Annotated in this window: 19 protein-coding genes, 1 tRNA gene and 1 pseudogene; 7 read left to right on the top strand and 14 right to left on the bottom strand. The window is 61.7% G+C overall.

Going from position 1 to position 15592, the window contains the following annotated elements; all coding sequences use genetic code 11:
- Positions 1-4: 4 nt before the first annotated feature.
- The 3 genes from Q0844_RS00815 to Q0844_RS00825 are packed head-to-tail and all read right to left on the bottom strand — an operon-like array spanning position 5 to position 1109.
- Entirely contained in the window at positions 5-436 is a 432-nt protein-coding gene (locus Q0844_RS00815; RefSeq protein WP_299041086.1) for a DUF6691 family protein, read from the bottom strand.
- Positions 436-855 (bottom strand): YeeE/YedE family protein, encoded by a 420-nt coding sequence (locus Q0844_RS00820; RefSeq protein ID WP_299041087.1) that lies wholly within the window; start codon positions 853-855, stop codon positions 436-438. The genes Q0844_RS00815 and Q0844_RS00820 overlap by 1 nt, the downstream gene beginning before the upstream one ends.
- Positions 856-866: 11 nt before the next feature.
- Complete coding sequence (locus tag Q0844_RS00825) at positions 867-1109, bottom strand: hypothetical protein (RefSeq protein ID WP_299041088.1); 243 nt, start codon at positions 1107-1109, stop codon at positions 867-869.
- Positions 1110-1218: 109 nt separating this feature from the next.
- Between Q0844_RS00825 and Q0844_RS00830 the strand changes: the two genes are divergently transcribed.
- Positions 1219-1482: a DUF2312 domain-containing protein gene (locus Q0844_RS00830; protein ID WP_299041089.1), complete on the top strand. Its 264-nt coding sequence runs from the start codon at positions 1219-1221 to the stop codon at positions 1480-1482.
- Positions 1483-1486: 4 nt separating this feature from the next.
- Here Q0844_RS00830 and Q0844_RS00835 read toward each other — a convergent pair whose 3' ends face one another.
- Entirely contained in the window at positions 1487-1978 is a 492-nt protein-coding gene (locus Q0844_RS00835) for a helix-turn-helix domain-containing protein (RefSeq protein ID WP_299041090.1), read from the bottom strand.
- Positions 1979-2029: 51 nt separating this feature from the next.
- Between Q0844_RS00835 and Q0844_RS00840 the strand changes: the two genes are divergently transcribed.
- Positions 2030-2458: a GFA family protein gene (locus Q0844_RS00840; protein WP_299041091.1), complete on the top strand. Its 429-nt coding sequence runs from the start codon at positions 2030-2032 to the stop codon at positions 2456-2458.
- Here the strand turns inward: Q0844_RS00840 and Q0844_RS00845 are convergent.
- Positions 2455-3330, bottom strand: coding sequence for a hypothetical protein (locus Q0844_RS00845; RefSeq protein WP_299041092.1), 876 nt, complete (start codon positions 3328-3330; stop codon positions 2455-2457). The two genes, Q0844_RS00840 and Q0844_RS00845, sit on opposite strands and share 4 nt — an antisense overlap.
- A gap of 132 nt (positions 3331-3462) precedes the next feature.
- Here Q0844_RS00845 and Q0844_RS00850 point away from each other — a divergent pair.
- Positions 3463-3538 (top strand) — tRNA-Thr (locus tag Q0844_RS00850).
- A 299-nt stretch (positions 3539-3837) separates the two neighbouring features.
- On the opposite strand, the gene Q0844_RS00855 is transcribed toward Q0844_RS00850, so the two are convergent.
- The 6 genes from Q0844_RS00855 to Q0844_RS00880 form a co-directional block, all read right to left on the bottom strand.
- Positions 3838-4218, bottom strand: coding sequence for a VOC family protein (locus Q0844_RS00855; protein ID WP_299041093.1), 381 nt, complete (start codon positions 4216-4218; stop codon positions 3838-3840).
- Positions 4219-4279: 61 nt separating this feature from the next.
- Positions 4280-4993 (bottom strand): FkbM family methyltransferase, encoded by a 714-nt coding sequence (locus tag Q0844_RS00860; RefSeq protein ID WP_299041094.1) that lies wholly within the window; start codon positions 4991-4993, stop codon positions 4280-4282.
- A gap of 219 nt (positions 4994-5212) precedes the next feature.
- Positions 5213-5599 carry a response regulator gene (locus tag Q0844_RS00865; RefSeq protein ID WP_299041095.1) on the bottom strand — a complete coding sequence of 129 codons (387 nt, stop codon included), beginning with the start codon at positions 5597-5599 and terminating at the stop codon, positions 5213-5215.
- A gap of 121 nt (positions 5600-5720) precedes the next feature.
- On the bottom strand, positions 5721-6947 hold the full coding sequence (locus Q0844_RS00870) for a HAMP domain-containing sensor histidine kinase (protein ID WP_299041096.1): 1227 nt from the start codon (positions 6945-6947) through the stop codon (positions 5721-5723).
- A 65-nt stretch (positions 6948-7012) separates the two neighbouring features.
- Positions 7013-10330: a chemotaxis protein CheB gene (locus tag Q0844_RS00875; RefSeq protein WP_299041097.1), complete on the bottom strand. Its 3318-nt coding sequence runs from the start codon at positions 10328-10330 to the stop codon at positions 7013-7015.
- A 52-nt stretch (positions 10331-10382) separates the two neighbouring features.
- Complete coding sequence (locus tag Q0844_RS00880; RefSeq protein ID WP_299041098.1) at positions 10383-10766, bottom strand: response regulator; 384 nt, start codon at positions 10764-10766, stop codon at positions 10383-10385.
- Between the two features lie 253 nt (positions 10767-11019).
- Between Q0844_RS00880 and tig the strand changes: the two genes are divergently transcribed.
- Positions 11020-12354, top strand: coding sequence for a trigger factor (gene tig / locus Q0844_RS00885; protein WP_299041099.1), 1335 nt, complete (start codon positions 11020-11022; stop codon positions 12352-12354).
- A 121-nt stretch (positions 12355-12475) separates the two neighbouring features.
- Here the strand turns inward: tig and Q0844_RS00890 are convergent, their stop codons facing one another.
- Positions 12476-13288 (bottom strand): helix-turn-helix transcriptional regulator, encoded by an 813-nt coding sequence (locus Q0844_RS00890; protein ID WP_299041100.1) that lies wholly within the window; start codon positions 13286-13288, stop codon positions 12476-12478.
- A gap of 78 nt (positions 13289-13366) precedes the next feature.
- Between Q0844_RS00890 and Q0844_RS00895 the strand changes: the two genes are divergently transcribed.
- From Q0844_RS00895 to Q0844_RS00905, 3 genes and pseudogenes are all read left to right on the top strand, one after another.
- Positions 13367-13822 carry a nuclear transport factor 2 family protein gene (locus Q0844_RS00895; RefSeq protein WP_299041101.1) on the top strand — a complete coding sequence of 152 codons (456 nt, stop codon included), beginning with the start codon at positions 13367-13369 and terminating at the stop codon, positions 13820-13822.
- Positions 13819-14052: a hypothetical protein gene (locus tag Q0844_RS00900; RefSeq protein ID WP_299041102.1), complete on the top strand. Its 234-nt coding sequence runs from the start codon at positions 13819-13821 to the stop codon at positions 14050-14052. The genes Q0844_RS00895 and Q0844_RS00900 overlap by 4 nt, the downstream gene beginning before the upstream one ends.
- A 21-nt stretch (positions 14053-14073) precedes the next feature.
- Positions 14074-14247: pseudogene (locus Q0844_RS00905) on the top strand (SCP2 sterol-binding domain-containing protein); the annotation flags it as partial.
- A 23-nt stretch (positions 14248-14270) separates the two neighbouring features.
- On the opposite strand, the gene Q0844_RS00910 reads toward Q0844_RS00905, so the two are convergent.
- Both Q0844_RS00910 and rplI read right to left on the bottom strand, forming a co-directional pair.
- A complete protein-coding gene (locus Q0844_RS00910; protein WP_299041103.1) occupies positions 14271-14831 on the bottom strand; it encodes a DUF4329 domain-containing protein in 561 nt (186 codons plus the stop codon).
- Positions 14832-14937: 106 nt separating this feature from the next.
- Complete coding sequence (rplI, locus tag Q0844_RS00915) at positions 14938-15582, bottom strand: 50S ribosomal protein L9 (RefSeq protein WP_299041104.1); 645 nt, start codon at positions 15580-15582, stop codon at positions 14938-14940.
- Between the last annotated feature and the right edge of the window lie 10 nt (positions 15583-15592).

The following is a 15592-nucleotide window of genomic DNA, read 5'->3' on the forward strand; positions in this document are numbered from 1 at the left end:
TGGTTTAGGCCGTCGCCCGGCGACTGTCCAGCACACGCCGCAAGGGGGGCACGGCCCACATGCCGGTGAGCATGGCGCCCAAAAACACGGCCCCTTGCCACCCGCCATAGGTGATCGAGGCAAGCGCCGGTCCGGGGCACAGCCCCACAAGGCCCCACCCTATCCCAAACAGCACGGACCCCAGGATCAAGGGGCGCGTGATCTCGCTCCGGGGTGGGGCGGGAAATGCCGTGCCCGTGACCGGGACGCGGCCGCGGGTCAACCGCCACGCCAGAGCCATGGGCAGCATCGCACCGCCCATGACAAAGGCAAGCGTGGGGTCCCAGGCCCCGGCAAAATCCAGAAAGCCCCGCACCCTCGCTGTGTCCGTCATACCCGAAACATGCAACCCGGCGCCGAACAGCGCCCCGCTGAGCAGTGCAATCAGCCCGCGCATCACAGGCCCAACCCCACGCGCAGCGCAGTGACAGTGGCAGCGCCCGCGCCAATATAGGCAAGTGTCGCCGCGGTCCCGCGCACCGACAGTCGGGACATGCCGCATACGCCGTGCCCGGATGTGCACCCGTTGGCAAAGCGTGTGCCGATCCCGACACAGATCCCGCCAAGGATCAAAAGCCAGGGCACTGATGTGGCTTGCGTCGCGACCTGCCAGCCGGACACTGTCATCAGGGCTGGCATGCCGATCAGCCCTACAAGAAAGGGCACGGTCGTCGACCTGTCCGACCCGGTGCCATCCACCAGCCCACCGACGATACCACTTGCGCCCATGATCCGGCCGGTGCCCAGCAGCAAAACCGCAGCCGCCGTTCCGATCATCAGGCCGCCCAACAGCCCCCACATCCATTCGATCGGCATGTCCACCTCCGTCAGCTTAGGAAAATGCCCAAAATCACCAGCATCAAGCCGATGACGGACACGAACAGCGCGCCCAGGTTCATCGGCAGGACGCGGGCCATCACGGCGCGCATTTCTGCGTCATCCAGGCCCGCCGCACGGGCGCGCCACACCTTCAGGATGCACCAGACCAAACCGATCAAGCCAAGGACCGACAGGGCGGCTCCGCCCCAGATCAGGCCATCGAACAGGGAAAATTGCGTGTCGTGTTCCATGCCTTCGGGGCTATCCGAGCACCGCGGCGAAGACAAGGGATCAACACCCCTTGCGGCACTGTGCGCACGGCGATATCCAAGCGCCTCATCTGAACCGAGGGAACGCGCCATGTCCGACACCGCCACCAACGCCGAAAGCTACCGCGTCACCGCGGACGAACTGCGCCAGTTCATCGAACGGTTCGAACGGCTTGAAGCCGAGAAGAAGGACATCACCGAGCAGCAAAAAGAGGTGATGGCCGAAGCCAAGGCACGCGGCTACGACACCAAGGTCATGCGCAAGGTGATCGCCCTGCGTAAACGCGACAGTGACGACATCGCCGAAGAAGAAGCGGTGCTGGAACTCTACAAGGAAGCGCTGGGCATGGGCTGACGGCTCAGCCGTCCTCGGCAGGTGTGCCCTTGTCCCAGATGGGACGGATTTTCAGCACGCGTTGCGGCAACGCATCCTGCGGCGGCACAATTCCGATCGTGACCGGGGCGCCCGACCGTTTATCCGTCAGTTCCAGCGCCGACGCACCGTCCTTGAGATACTTGTCGCCCCATTGCATCAGGGCCAGGATCACCGGTGACAGCTCGCGACCCTTCCGCGTCAGGACGTAGGCATGGCGCGTCCGGGTCGCACCATCGCGATAGGCCTCCTTGCGGGCCAGGCCGTTTTCCACAATCTGGGTCAGCCTGCCCGACAACACGGATTTCGGGATGCCGATATCGGCCTGAATGTCAGCAAATCGGCTGACGCCATACATCATCTCGCGCAAAATCAGCCACGTCCACCGGTCGGGCACGATATCAAGCGCCATGGCAGCGCCGCATTCGGACATGGGCACCGGGCTTTCGCGGACCTTGGTCTTTCCTGGGTTTGACATTTGAACTCTGCTCTGTCAGTTTTTGATTATTGCAAGTCAGGGTAGCGGCAAATGGCAGACCAGACCACAGAAAATGCCGAAAAAGAGGGCGGCTGTTACTGCGGTGCCGTGCGCTTTCGGATCACCAGCCCACCGCTTGTAAAGGGGCAGTGCCACTGCCGCGCCTGCCAGCACATGGCGGGTGGGGCGCCCCAGTTCTTTCTGCTGGTGCCACCAGATGGGTTTGCCTGGACCCAAGGCGCGCCGCAGACGTTCACGCGTCCCGATCTGGCAGAGGCCGTGACCCGGTTCTTCTGTCCGGACTGCGGCACGCAACTGATCACCAAACGCCGGGACAACCCGGCCATTGTCGTCAAGGTCGGTGTTCTGGATGACCCCAGTCGGTTCAAGCCCCGGGTTGCCCTCTGCCACGCCGAGGCGCTGGCCTGCCATCATGTGCCCGAGGGCATTCCGGTCTTCGACACTCTGCCCGGGGCTTAAGGGGCGATAAAGGTCACGCCGGGGATGCGCGCCACGCGTTCCATGTCTTCTTCGTATATGTCGGTCATGGCGTCGATGACGTCTTCGGTCCAGCCGGGCGCGTTCAACTCTTCCTCGATCTCGTCCTCGATGGCGAACTTGTCCAGAAACGCCGCGATGACCCGCCGTTTTTGCATCTCGGTCATCATGGGGTGCGATTTCAGGTAGCTGCGGAACCGCTGCATCCCCTCTTTGGACATGATTTCGGACAAAAGATCAAAACCGCCAACGATCTTCTCGCCATGCTCCAGCCCGGCCATCTCGCGCACGATCTGGGCCCAGAGCATCGGCATGTCTTCGAAACACCAGGTGGTTATGGTCACGTCCGGCGCGGCCGAGCGGATGGCCGACAACGTGTCAGACCACCGGATGGCATAAGGATCAGCCCCGCGCAAAAAGCCCTGCATGTCGTCCTGCGGGGCCTGGTCGAACAGCGCGGGCAGGAAGGTCGCAGGGTTGCGCATCGCCAGAAACAGCTCGAACTCGTCATGCGCGAACAAAGCCGACAGCTGCGCGACGCGTTCCGGTGCGGACTGGTAGATGAACCCGTTGCGCACGCAGGCGCGGGGCGCGCCAAACAGGAACATGTGGCTCAGGATCATCCGGTCGGCGCTTTCATCGTCCAGAATCAGATCCAGCAAAACGTCACGTGCGTCTTCGGCGGGTGGGGCATCCTGCAACGCCGCAATGGTGTCTTTCAGCAGCGGCCGGTATTTGCCCGGACCGGGCACCGCGATGCCCCGTCTCGAAAAATCCTCCTTGTTCCGCAAAAGGCACCGCACCAACCGATCTTCTTCGGTAAAGTGGGCGCCGGCATGAAGGATGATCTGCATATGGGGGTATCCGGTTCGACAGGGGTTTTCCGGGCACAGATATACGCGTTTTGTATCCTAATAAAACCTCTGTCCGGGTGCGAAAAACGATCTTGCCACCGCCCGAGACACAGAGTAGACGATGCGCCCAAGGCCCCTATAGCTCAGCTGGTAGAGCAACTGATTTGTAATCAGTAGGTCCGCGGTTCGAGTCCGTGTGGGGGCACCATTTCACAAAAATCAATGGTATGGCGTGCGGACTGGCCCAGCGTTCCGGCCGTTTGACAACCGCGCATGCAACCATATGGATGTCGATCTCGTGCCGCCCCTTCAGGCGGGCCAGGACAACGGGCTGACGACGGCGGCACATGACCGGGTGCGGATGGCGGTGATGTGCGCCTGGGCGACCGCAGGGACGCTACTGCGCTGGCGAGCCTGCGCAAAGGCGATGCGTGGGCCTCGCACGGGGCTTTTGCGTTGGGCATCGAATGTCCCGCACCGTAAGGCGGCATACACCCGCGCGCCAGATCAGGTGTATTCCGAAATCTCCACAAGGTTCCCATCCGGGTCGCGCAGATACACGGACCGGATTGGACCCGTGGCGCCCGTACGGTCGACGATACCGTCCTCCATGGGCACGCCGCACGCTGCAAGATGGGAAACCACCTGGTCTATGGGCGTTGAGGTGATCAGACAGAAGTCCGCGCTGCCCGGTGTCGGGATCCGGGCCTTGGGCTCAAATTCGTGGCCCTTTTCATGCAGGTTGATCTTTTGCGCGCCAAAGGACAGCGCCTTGCGGTCACCGGCAAAGGTGACAACCTCCATCCCAAGCACGTCCGCATAAAAGGTACAGGTGGCGTCAATCGACGCGACCGTCAGGACAAAGTGGTCAACGCGGTCAATGTTCATCCGTCTGCTCCGATCCCCGGGTACGGCACAGGCACACCGGGCCGCCCCTTGGTCCTGTGTCCTAAACCTTGGCGTGATACACGGCGTTATGCTCAACGGCGCCGAAGAAGTCATAGGTGTCGTCGCCGCAGATCGTGTTCAGCACCTGCAGGTAATTGCGTTGCTGCCAGGGCCGGCCCGCCTCGAGGATGACAACAGGGCGGTCGCGCTTGATCGTCTTTGCGGCCCCAAGCATCGCTGCCTCTTCGTGGTCCTCGATATCAAGTTGCAGCACGGACACTTTCTTGCTGTCTTTCAGCAGTTCATCCAGCGTCTTGACCTCCACCTCGATGGTCTTGCCCTCGATATGCTCGTCCGCGATCTTTGCGCGCGCGCCCATGGCGCTGCCGCCGCTGCGCTGGATCTGCAAGGGCAGGGTCGCGTCTTCCTTGCCCACGGCAACGGGATGCAGATCCAGGTTTGTGATCCCGTTCAACTTGGCCGTATGGGAACAAGCGGCATGGCTCAGCGGGTTGGGTTCAAAGCTGATCAGCCGCTGCTTGCCTGTCAGGCATTCCGAGATTGCGGGAAAGAAATCACCGACAAACGCGCCACCCGCCACAATGTCACCGCCCAAACGGCGGGTCAGGCGCCGCAACAGCTTGATGGTGCTTGGCTCGTACACGCCGCCCGAGAACAGGATTTTGGGGACTTCGCGGTTCTTGTATTCGGCGGGGATGCAATAAAAGCCGTATTCATTTACGGCAAACAGCATGTCTTCGGGAAGGTCTGTCATATGGTTCTGCCCCAACTCAATTCACCTCGACCCCATCCGCGGGTTCGTGCCCGGGGTTTTCTGCATGCGGACCGGATCGACAGATCACGCACAGGCCCTGCTTATGGCCTGTCAGGGTTTGGGGCAAGTCTGACGGCGTGGTGCGGGGCAGGGCGCGGACAGGGCGTGTGATGTCTGCGTCACGCACGGGCCTGCCTGGCCGGGTGTGCGGTGCCTGTGTCAGCCGGCGGCCGAAACGGCCATCGGCGCGGGTGCCACATGGCCCACCATCGTGATCAGTTCGCGCAGGTCGACAGGTTTGCGCAACACCAAGCGGGCATTGCGGGACATCGAAAACAGCTCCCCCTTGGGAAACAGACCGCTGCCGGTGACAAAAATCACCTCTGCATCCGGTGCGGAATAACCGGCATAGTTGGCCACATCCGTCGATAGACCGCCCGCAACCATCAGGTCCAGCAACAGCACGTCCGGCGCGCAGCGACGCAATTCATTCATGGCCTGTTCGTTGTCGGAGGCGATGCGCACCTCGTGACCGGCATCTTCCAATGCTTCGCAAAAGGTGAATTGCAGATCGGGGTCGTCTTCAAGCACCAGAACTACAGCCATGAACAACTCCGTCTTTTCACGTCAGGTATCTACAGTGGTGGGGTTAAACAAAGGCTTAACACGCCGTCCAACGCGTCAAGAAGTCTGAATTTCTAGAATAACGCGAAAAATTGATGAAAGTCTAAGCCGCGCACTGGGTTTGGGGGAACCGGATCGTAAAGGTCGCGCCGGTCCGCCCGTCGGACTGGGCCGCGATCTCCCAGCCGTGGCGACGGCACACTTCGCGACATGTCGACAGCCCCATGCCCGTGCCCGCCACCAACGTGTCGGCCCGATGAAACGCAAGAAAGATGTTCTCGCGCTCGGCCGGGTCAAACCCACGCCCGTTATCGGCAATGATCAGGCGTGTCGCGTTATCCTCATCGGGTGCAACGGTCACGTCGATCCGCAGCGCATGCGCCGGGTTCCGATACTTGATCGCGTTGCCCAACAGGTTCATCAGCAACATCCGCAGCAGGGTAGGTTCAGCCATCAGCGTGCAGTCCGGGCCCGTGACCCGTATCGTCAGGTCCGCGGTGGTCAGGCCCAGCAGGACATCGCGGCGCACATCGTCCAACGCGGCGTGCAGGTCGACCGGCTCGGCCGACACTTCGGCTGACACGCTGCGCGCATGTTCCAGAAAATCGGATGTCAGCGCATCCATCTGGGCCACGGCGCGTTGCATGACGTCCAGGTACTCCCTGGCCTTGTCCGGCAGATCGGCGGCAAACTTGCCGCTCATCAACTGCAGCATGCCTGCCAGCGTGCTGAGCGGGGTGCGCAAATCGTGCGAGGCGTGGTGGGCAAAGGATTCCATCGCGATCAGCGACGCGTGCAAATCGACAAAGCGCGTTTCGATCTGGGCCAGATCCTCGCGCGCCTCGATCCGGCGCCGGTTCATCTGCCCCAACGCATCGGCAGCCGCCTTGAGATGGTCCTGCGTCAGCAGGTAAAGCCGCTCACCCCGGTGGCGCGACCGCAGCAATGCCACGCGAAAGACCGTTGGACGCACGGCACTGGTCTGGCTGGTGGTTTGCATAGGCAATTCAATGGAACTGCGGGCCGCGCCCGCCCGCAGCGCATTGGCCGTTTCCTCCTCGGTCAGCCTGGTCAATTCGTGCAGGCCCAGGCCGCGCATCCCGTCGTCATTCGGGATCGACCGGGGGCTGTACATCCGCTCTGCCCGCCGGTTGCAGACCAGAATACGCGCATCATGATCCAGCAGAAAACACGCATAGGGCGAGGCAAGGAAAGCCGCGCTGAGCGTGCTGGAATCAACATCCGCACCCTCTGGCAACATGGCCAGCGTACGCTCCACATCCTGCGAATATCCGTTTCGAAGCGCACGGGGCGCGGACATCATGTTCATATCGGGCCGCCATCTTTTGCGTGCGCTGTCCGACAAGATACTGCCTTGAGTTGGTGAACGGAGGGTTAAGACGACGACGCTGCGGTCTCGGACCGCAAGGATGTGCCATCTTGCGCATCGGTCAGGACCCGCAGACTGCCGAACACGTGGGTGACGCGCCCGGCTTCGTTTTGGCGGGCCTTGCCCAGACACATACAAGGCATCTGGGCCCCGTTCTCGCCCGTCAGGTCCACCGCGCGCTTGAATGCGACGCCCTGTTCCAGCACGGACTGAAAATCCCGCGACAGGGCCTCGCGCTGGTCCTGCACCACGCGCGTCAGCAGGCTTTCGACGGACGGTGTATGCCGCGCGGGGTCAAAGTTCAGGATATCGAACATCGGCGCGCTCCACTGCCCGTCGTTGTTTTCGATATCGAACGAGAAAAACCCGATGCCCAGATCATCCTGCACGGTCTCAAGGTTGGACAGGCGGATCTCGCGGGACTGATCCTCGTCAGCGTTCCAGGTCACGCCAACCAGCTGCACGGGCTCGTTTTCGGAATCCCGGATCACCGACACACGCCCGTTCACCTTGAAGATATGGCCGTCCGATCCGAAGACACGGATGGCATAGGCGCAGGTCGTGCCGTCGCGCAACAGCCCGTCGATCAGGGTGCGATGATCGTCCCGATCCACCGGATGCACCATGGAGAACATCTCGTCCCATGTCGGCATGTTGCCGGAATTCGAACGGCCATGGATGGCAAACATCTCGGGCGACCAGACCAGTTCTTCGGTATCCAGATTAAAGGACCAGTGCGCTATGCGGCTCGCCTCGCTCATCATATCGACCACAAGGTTCAGCGGGTCGCCCACGTCCTGCGTGATCGTGATGGACAGGCCGATCAGCTTGCGGTGCACGTCATGCACGGGCGACAGCAGCAGGGTAAAGTACTTGCCGTCCGACAGCACGGGCAGGCGGCGGGCCTCCTGAACGCGCAATACGGTGTTGGCGACAGGCGCCAACGCGGGAAACCCAACAGGCAGGTTGCACTGGCTCAGATGCACGCCCGTGGGCGGAATATCGGTCAGCTGGAAAAAGTCCATGGCAACGCGCGACATGCGGCGCACCATCAGCGCCTGATCGGCCAGGGCCACGGCATAGGGGGCCGAGGACATGGTGGCTTCCAGTTCGGACGCAAGCGCCTGCCGTTCCGCTGAACTGATCTGCAATTCCTCGTTGACGGTCAACAACTCTTCGTTGGTCGATTGCAGCTCTTCGTTCGACGTTTCCAGTTCCTCGTTCGTGGCCTGGAATTCTTCGTTGGTCGATTGCAGTTCTTCGTTGGACGACTGCAATTCCTCGTTCGCCGTCTGCAACTCCTCGATCGTTTGCTGAAGCGCCTCTTGCGTGGACTTGATCTCAAGTTCCATCTTCTCGACATAGGCGCGGTGATCGGAATCAGAGATGTTGCTGGACGGAGTATCCGATTCCTCTTCAAACTTCGCGTTCACGGCAACAAGGCATTGCGTTTCGCCACCGCGCTGGCCCAGGAACGGATAGACCTGTAACTGCACCCTGTTGCCCACGGGCAACGACACGCGATGCCACCGGCCGGTGCGGCGCCCGTTGTTGCGCACGGCGACGGCCATCAGGCTCATGGCCTCGGTTCGCAACGGATCAATCAGCATGCGCACGTTCAGCGAGGTCGACGCCCCCGCCCGGATTTCCATGAAGGGGCTCAGATCGCCCAGCACTTCGATGATGTTTCCGTTCTGGGTACAGATCATGCCATTGGGGGCGACGGACCGGGCCAGCGATGACTCGCGCGCATCGGCGCGCGCGGCCCCGCTTTGCGGTTTCTCGCCGGCGGGGTAGGCACGCATGCCGCCCCGGTACCCGCGCACCGATGAATCGATGGACAATTCGCCCGATATGCCACGGCGCTTGATGTAAACCTTGTCGGCACCCTGTTTGCCTTCAAAAAAGACGCCCATCTCACCCACGGTTTCCGAGGTGCCCACAAATAGCAGGCCACCGGCGGCCATGGCATAATGCAGCCGGCTCAGCACCCGCTCTTGCAGGGCAAGGTTGAAATAGATCAGCAGGTTGCGAATGCTGACCAGATCCACGTTGATGAAGGGCGGGTCCTGAAAGACGTTGTGGTGCGAAAACAGGGTCACGGCCCGCAATTCGGGATGCACGGTGAGTTCCGTGTTGCCGACCTTGAAATACTTGGTCAGCAGGTTGGCCGGAATGTCCGACGCCGCGGCAATGGGGTACACGCCCTTGCGGGCCACTTCGATGGCGTTCTGGTCGATATCGGTGGCAAAGATCTGGACATTGCGTCGCGACAGCATGTCCACACCGCCCAGGATCTCGGCCAGGATGATCGCGATGGAATATGCTTCTTCGCCAGTCGCACAGCCGACAACCCAGACCCTGATCTGGCCGTCCTCTCGCCCGCTCAGCTGTTTTTCGACTTCGCGGTGCAGTTTGTCGAACTGGTCCGGGTCCCGGAAAAAGCGCGTGACCGAGATCAGAAGATCGCGGTGCAGCGCGTCAACCTCGGGCAGGTTGGTGCGGCAATAGTCGACATAGTCGTCATAGGACTGGATCCCCAACGCGGTCATGCGGCGGGCAATGCGCCGGTTCAGGGTATTCTCCTTGTAATCGGCAAAATCGACCTGGGTCCGGGCCAACAGGATACCGAACAATTCGCCCAGGGGCTTGGGTTCGTCCTGCAGGGTGCGCAAGCTGTCCAGATTGCGGGGACGGGCCAGGATCTTTTCAAGATGGGTGCCAACCTGTTCCGGTGACAGGGTCAGATCGATGCACCCCGTCTCGATGGCCGAGGTGGGCATGCCGTCATACTTGGCCGACGCGGGGTCCTGGGCGATGGTGATGCCACCGGCTTCACGGATGGCCTGCACGCCATAGCTGCCGTCGGACCCGGTGCCCGACAGAACAATGCCCATGCAGTTTTCACCCTGTTCGGCGGCAAGGCTCTTGAACAGACGGTCAGCAGACGGCTTGGGCGATGCGGCATGGCCGGACGGGTTGCGCAGGCGCAGCACGCCGTTTTCCAGCACGACGTCGGTGTTCGGAGGCGTGACGTAGATATAGCCGCGCTCCGGATCCGTGTCCGGTTGCAGCTCTCGAACGGGCAGGCTCGTCTCGCGCGAGATCAGGGTCGACAGCACGCTTTTGTGGGTGGGCGACATGTGCTGGGCGATCACATAGACCGCATTGGCGTCCTGCGGCAGGTTCTGCGCCAGCAGCGATACCGCCTCCAGCCCCCCGGCCGAGGCAGCGATGCCGATCATGCGCACAGGCATGTCAATTCCCGCCTGGGTGGTATCGTCAGTGGGTTCGGGGGTGTTTTCCGGCGTGTCCGCGCTCATCAAGTCCTCGGGTATTCGTCGCGGCTATGCGCTTGTCGTTTTGGGGTGGGAATTAGTGCACGTGGCAATACTGATCAATCAAATCCATCAACTGACCGGGCGACACGGGCTTGCTGGCAAACCCGTTCATGCCCAGCTTCGCAATCACCGTGTCGTCGTGGTAATCCACATCCGCAGTGACCGCGATGATCGGGACCGTGTTCGGCGGCTCCTGGCTGCGGATGTATTGTGTGGCATCGATCCCGGACATTTCAGGCATGTGCAGGTCCATCAGGATCAGACCGTAATCGCCCGGGTTCTCGTCCACCGCGTCACAGCCTTCCCGGCCGTTCTCGGCCACATCGACGCGTACGCCCAGCATGTCGATGACCTCTTTCATCATGAAACGACTGAACTGGTCGTCTTCGATCAGGAGAACTTTCTTGCGCTGATGCATCCGATGCGTCCCATCCGCCGAGGCAAACCCCGTTTATCAAAGAGTTGTCCGGCTCACCATACCTCGTCAGATGGGCGGTCGCGCCCAGTCATGCAAGCCATAACTCTACCCTAGCACGAAACGCGGGGGGCGCCAATTTTCTGTGCAGGTCGCGCCAATTCCCTTGCACACCGCACGCGCCCTGCATAGAAGGGCGCGGATTTCGAATGCCGCCCTCCGACCCACGGGGGGCCTTTACCCTATGGGAGCACACATGCAGGTCACCGAGACTCTGAACGAAGGGCTGAAACGCGGCTATGCCATCACCGTGACTGCCGCGGAACTGGACGACAAGGTCAATGAAAAGCTGACCGAGGCGCAGCCAGACGTCGAGATGAAGGGCTTTCGCAAGGGCAAGGTGCCCATGGCCCTGCTGAAAAAGCAGTTCGGCCAGCGCCTGATGGGCGAAGCGATGCAGGAAAGCATCGACGGTGCCATGAACAAGCATTTCGAGGACAGCGGCGACCGCCCCGCCATGCAGCCCGAGGTCAAGATGACCAATGAGGACTGGAAAGAGGGCGACGACGTGCATGTCGAAATGTCCTACGAGGCGCTGCCCGAAATCCCCGAAGTGGACCTGAGCAAGGTCAAGCTGGAGCGTCTGGTGGTCAAGGCCGACGACGCTGCAATCGAGGAAACGCTGGGCTCGCTGGCCGAAAACGCGCAGGACTTCAAGGCGCGCAAAAAAGGCGCGAAGGCCAAGGACGGCGATCAGGTTGTCATGGACTTCCTGGGCAAGGTCGACGGCGAAGCATTCGAAGGCGGGGCTGCCGAGGATTACCCGCTGGTGGTTGGCTCCAATTCCTTCATCCCCGGTTTCGAAGAACAGCTTGTGGGCGTGAAGGCGGGCGAAGAGAAAGCCGTGACCGTGTCCTTCCCCGAAGACTACCAGGCTGACCATCTGGCCGGTAAGCAAGCCGTGTTCGACTGCACCATCAAAGAGGTCAAGGAACCCGTCGCCGCCGAAATCGACGACGAGTTGGCAAAGAAATACGGTGCCGAAGATCTGGACGGGCTGAAAACCCGCATCTCCGAACAGCTGGAAGGCGAATATGCCGGTGCGGCCCGCGCCGTGATGAAACGCGGCCTGCTGGACCAGCTGGACGAGCTGGTCAAGTTCGACCTGCCGCCCAGCCTGGTAGCGGCCGAAGCCAAGCAGATCGCCCACCAGCTCTGGCACGAGGAAAACCCTGACGTCGAAGGCCACGACCACCCCGAGGTCGAGCCAACGGACGAACACAACACACTGGCCGAACGCCGCGTGCGCCTGGGCCTGTTGCTGGCCGAACTGGGTCAGAAGGCAGAGGTCGAAGTGACCGACGCCGAGATGAGCCAGGCCATCATGAGCCAGGCCCGCCAATACCCCGGTCAGGAACGCCAGTTCTTTGAATTCGTGCAGCAAAACGCGCAGATGCAGCAGCAACTGCGCGCCCCGCTGTTCGAGGATAAAGTGGTCGACCACATCGTCGAAAACGCGTCCGTCAAGGACAAGAAAGTCAGCAAGGACGACCTGCAAAAGGCCGTCGAGGCGCTGGAAGACGACGACTAAGTCACCGGCAAACTACCTTGAAAAGGGCTGCACCCCTTGGTGTGGCCCTTTTTTGTGTCCAGATGACATGGGCGCGTCCTCTTGCGGTCCCGCTCCATTCCGCGCCGCTGCCGATCGATGATCAACGCCAGTCGAAGTCCCTGCGAAAGCTCTCCGTGCCAAAGAACGCCTGCGTCTGGTCATCTGCCGGAAACAAGAGTTCGATCTGTATTTCCTGTGCGGTCACGTCTTCCGGGCTACCAAAACCCGCCACCATGGACACCAGGGAAATCACGTCGGGTCCGACGCGGTAACGCTCGATCAACACGCTGGACGCCATGCTTTCGCCAGTGTCTTGCTGGTCAAGGAACGGCAGCAGGTCGTTGCGGTTTTCGACGCGTCGCAAGATGGACGCGGCGTTCGAACGCTCGGCCGCGGCCCGCAGGCGTCGCAGCGTGTGCGGCACTATATCCTCGGGGTTTACCATGAACTGGATCAGGCCCCTGGGATGCAGGGTCAGATCAAACAGATTGCCAAACACCGCGTCCGGCGGCCGCGCGGCCCGTGCGTCTGCAAAGGCGTGATCAATCAGGCGATCATAGGCTTCATTCGTTGTCAGAACACTGCCGCACCGGAACGTCGCAAGGGCGGGGAAAGGGGCATGGTGCGCCAAAAGCATCTCGATGGCCGACCGAGAGGTTGAAAACCCCTGCTCCTCCCATTCAAATGTCGGGCGCGGCGCCCTGTACCCCGCTGCATCATACAAGAGGTTGATGTCTGAAAAGGGCAGGTTCAGGGCCGCGCTCAGCCTGGCCACGACATCCGCCCCCGGGTTCGCGCGGCCACTTTCAAGAAAGCTGATATGCCGTTGCGAGACGTTCGAGGCATGCGCGAGATCCAATTGGGACATGCGGGCGCGGCGCCGCATATGTGCAAGATGCGTTCGGAACTCCATGTCGGAATATGATCACCTGGTAATTGTTTTGATTACCGAACGTGCCGCATCCTTGGTCGACAGACAAGGAGAGACACGATGCTGTACGAAAACTGGAAAACCTGGATCGATACCTTCGAAGCCGCGGCGCAATCCGGCGACTGGTCGGATGCGGCGAACCATCTGACCGAAGACTGCGCCTATGTCGTGGCCGGTGGACCCTACGCCGCCGAGGTGCGGGGCCGCGATGCCGTCATCGAAGGGTTCAAACGGTCGCTCGCGGGGTTTGATGACAAGTTCGACCACCGCGAATGGCGGGCGGGCAAAGTGCGGCTTCACGAACCAAACGGCGTCTCCGCGGTTGTGACCGGAACCTATGAAAAACAGGGCCGCCCTCCGCTGCGCTTTGGCGTCGATGGGCAGTGGTTATTTCGGGGCTCCCGGATCTTCCTGATGGTCGACCTCTACGATCTCGGGCTGGCCGACGCTGCCGACACAATCGACTGGATCGCGGCGCATGGTGCGGATCTGGCTCTGGACGCGTCGTATTCATGAGCGGGCAGGCACTTGTGGGCGGCGCAAGGCTGCCCTTTGCAACCATCGACTGGGGCATGGCCCTGAGGGACCGGATCAACGCCAATCACGACTATGCCAGGCACGCGGCCGACTGGTGCGATCCGATCCTGTTCCATGATACGGATTTTGGCCGTTTTGTCTGGCTGGATATCCAGCGCGGCACATGCCGGGACGTGGCGGCCTGGACCGACGCAGGCGGCGACGGGTAACGTGCCACCGAATTCACCTTCAGCGCGCGCACGGCAACTTGGCAAAAACTGTGCGAAGGCAACCTTCATCCGACGATGGCCCTGGCCACGCGGCGGCTCAAGGTCCAGGGGGACATGCGACGGGTCATGCGCTACGCCCACGCGACCGTCGCGATGGTCAAATCAGCCAAGGAGGTGCCAACGATATGGACCTGATGCGCTGACCAGGCCCCGCGCCGCTAGAAAGCGGCCAGGTCCTGCAAGGTATATCGCGGCATGACCGGAAACTCGGGATCCTCCTCAAACCGGACATCGCTGACCAGGCACATCGCCCCGCAGATCAGCCGTGCCTCCTTCGCCCGCGCATCCACATACCAAAGCCGTCCGCCGGGGGTGGCGACATATCCGTCCGTGTCATCCTCGATATCCGTGCGGATGTCGTCGTAGGACGGGATTTCGGTCAGGAATTCACGGTCATAGGCACCGTGGGTGTGGTACGAGGCCAGCACGGTCACACCCGGTCCTGCGGTCTCGGGGGGCAGGCAACTGGATGTGCCGCCGCGCCGGGCCGGCGTGGCCACATAGCGCCCGGCCGTGTCGACGCCGATCAGCCCGCAATACTCGCGCGCGTCGTTGATGGACTGGCCCTGAAGGCCGTTGAACAGATCGGCGGCAAAGGCGATCTCGGCCTCGGTCTGGGGCAGGGGACGCGGGGCCATGACGATGGCACCCACGGCCACCGGATCGGGGGCGTCGCATGCGGCAAGTACAAGTAGGGCAACAGCAAATCGGCGCGTCATGGGGACACCGTGCACGGGGTTGCGGGCAAAGGTCAACGGGTGCCGACGCAAAGAAAAACCGCGCCCCGGCGGGACGCGGTTCATATCATTCAGACCCGGTGCCGGATCAGGCCTTGGGCGCGTCCTCGGCGTCGCCTTCGGCGGCGTCCTCGGATGCGATGCCTGCGGTCTCGGCCAGGTCTTCGTCTTCGGATGCGGCGGCGCCGATATCGTCGAACAGTTCCTGGATTTCGAACTCAGCGGCGGCTTCCTCTTCGGCGGCCAGTTCCTGGATCGATTTGCCGGACGCTTGCAGTTCCGCCTCTTCTTCCGAGCGGGCGACGTTCAGTTGAATGACAACGTCCACTTCGGGGTGCAACGAGATGTGCACGTCGTGCAGACCCAGTTCCTTGATGGGGTTCGGGATCACGACCTGCTTGCGGTCAACGCTGAAACCTTCGGCGGTTGCCACGTCGGATGCATCGCGCGGTGTGACGGAGCCATAGAGGTTCCCGCCATCGGACGCCTGGCGAATCACGATGAACTGCTGACCATCCAGCTTGTCACCCAGCGCTTCGGCCTCTTTGCGGGTTTCCAGGTTGCGGGCTTCCAGCTGCGCTTTCTGCGATTCGAAGTCGGCGATATTGGCCTCGGAGGCCACCAGCGCCTTCTTCTGCAACAGCAGGTAGTTGCGGGCGTACCCGGGTTTGACGTCCACGACGTCGCCCATCTGGCCCAGCTTGGCCACACGTTCGAGAAGGATCACTTGCATGGGTCTTCTC

It is taken from the genome of uncultured Tateyamaria sp. (assembly GCF_947503465.1).
GTDB lineage: Bacteria > Pseudomonadota > Alphaproteobacteria > Rhodobacterales > Rhodobacteraceae > Tateyamaria.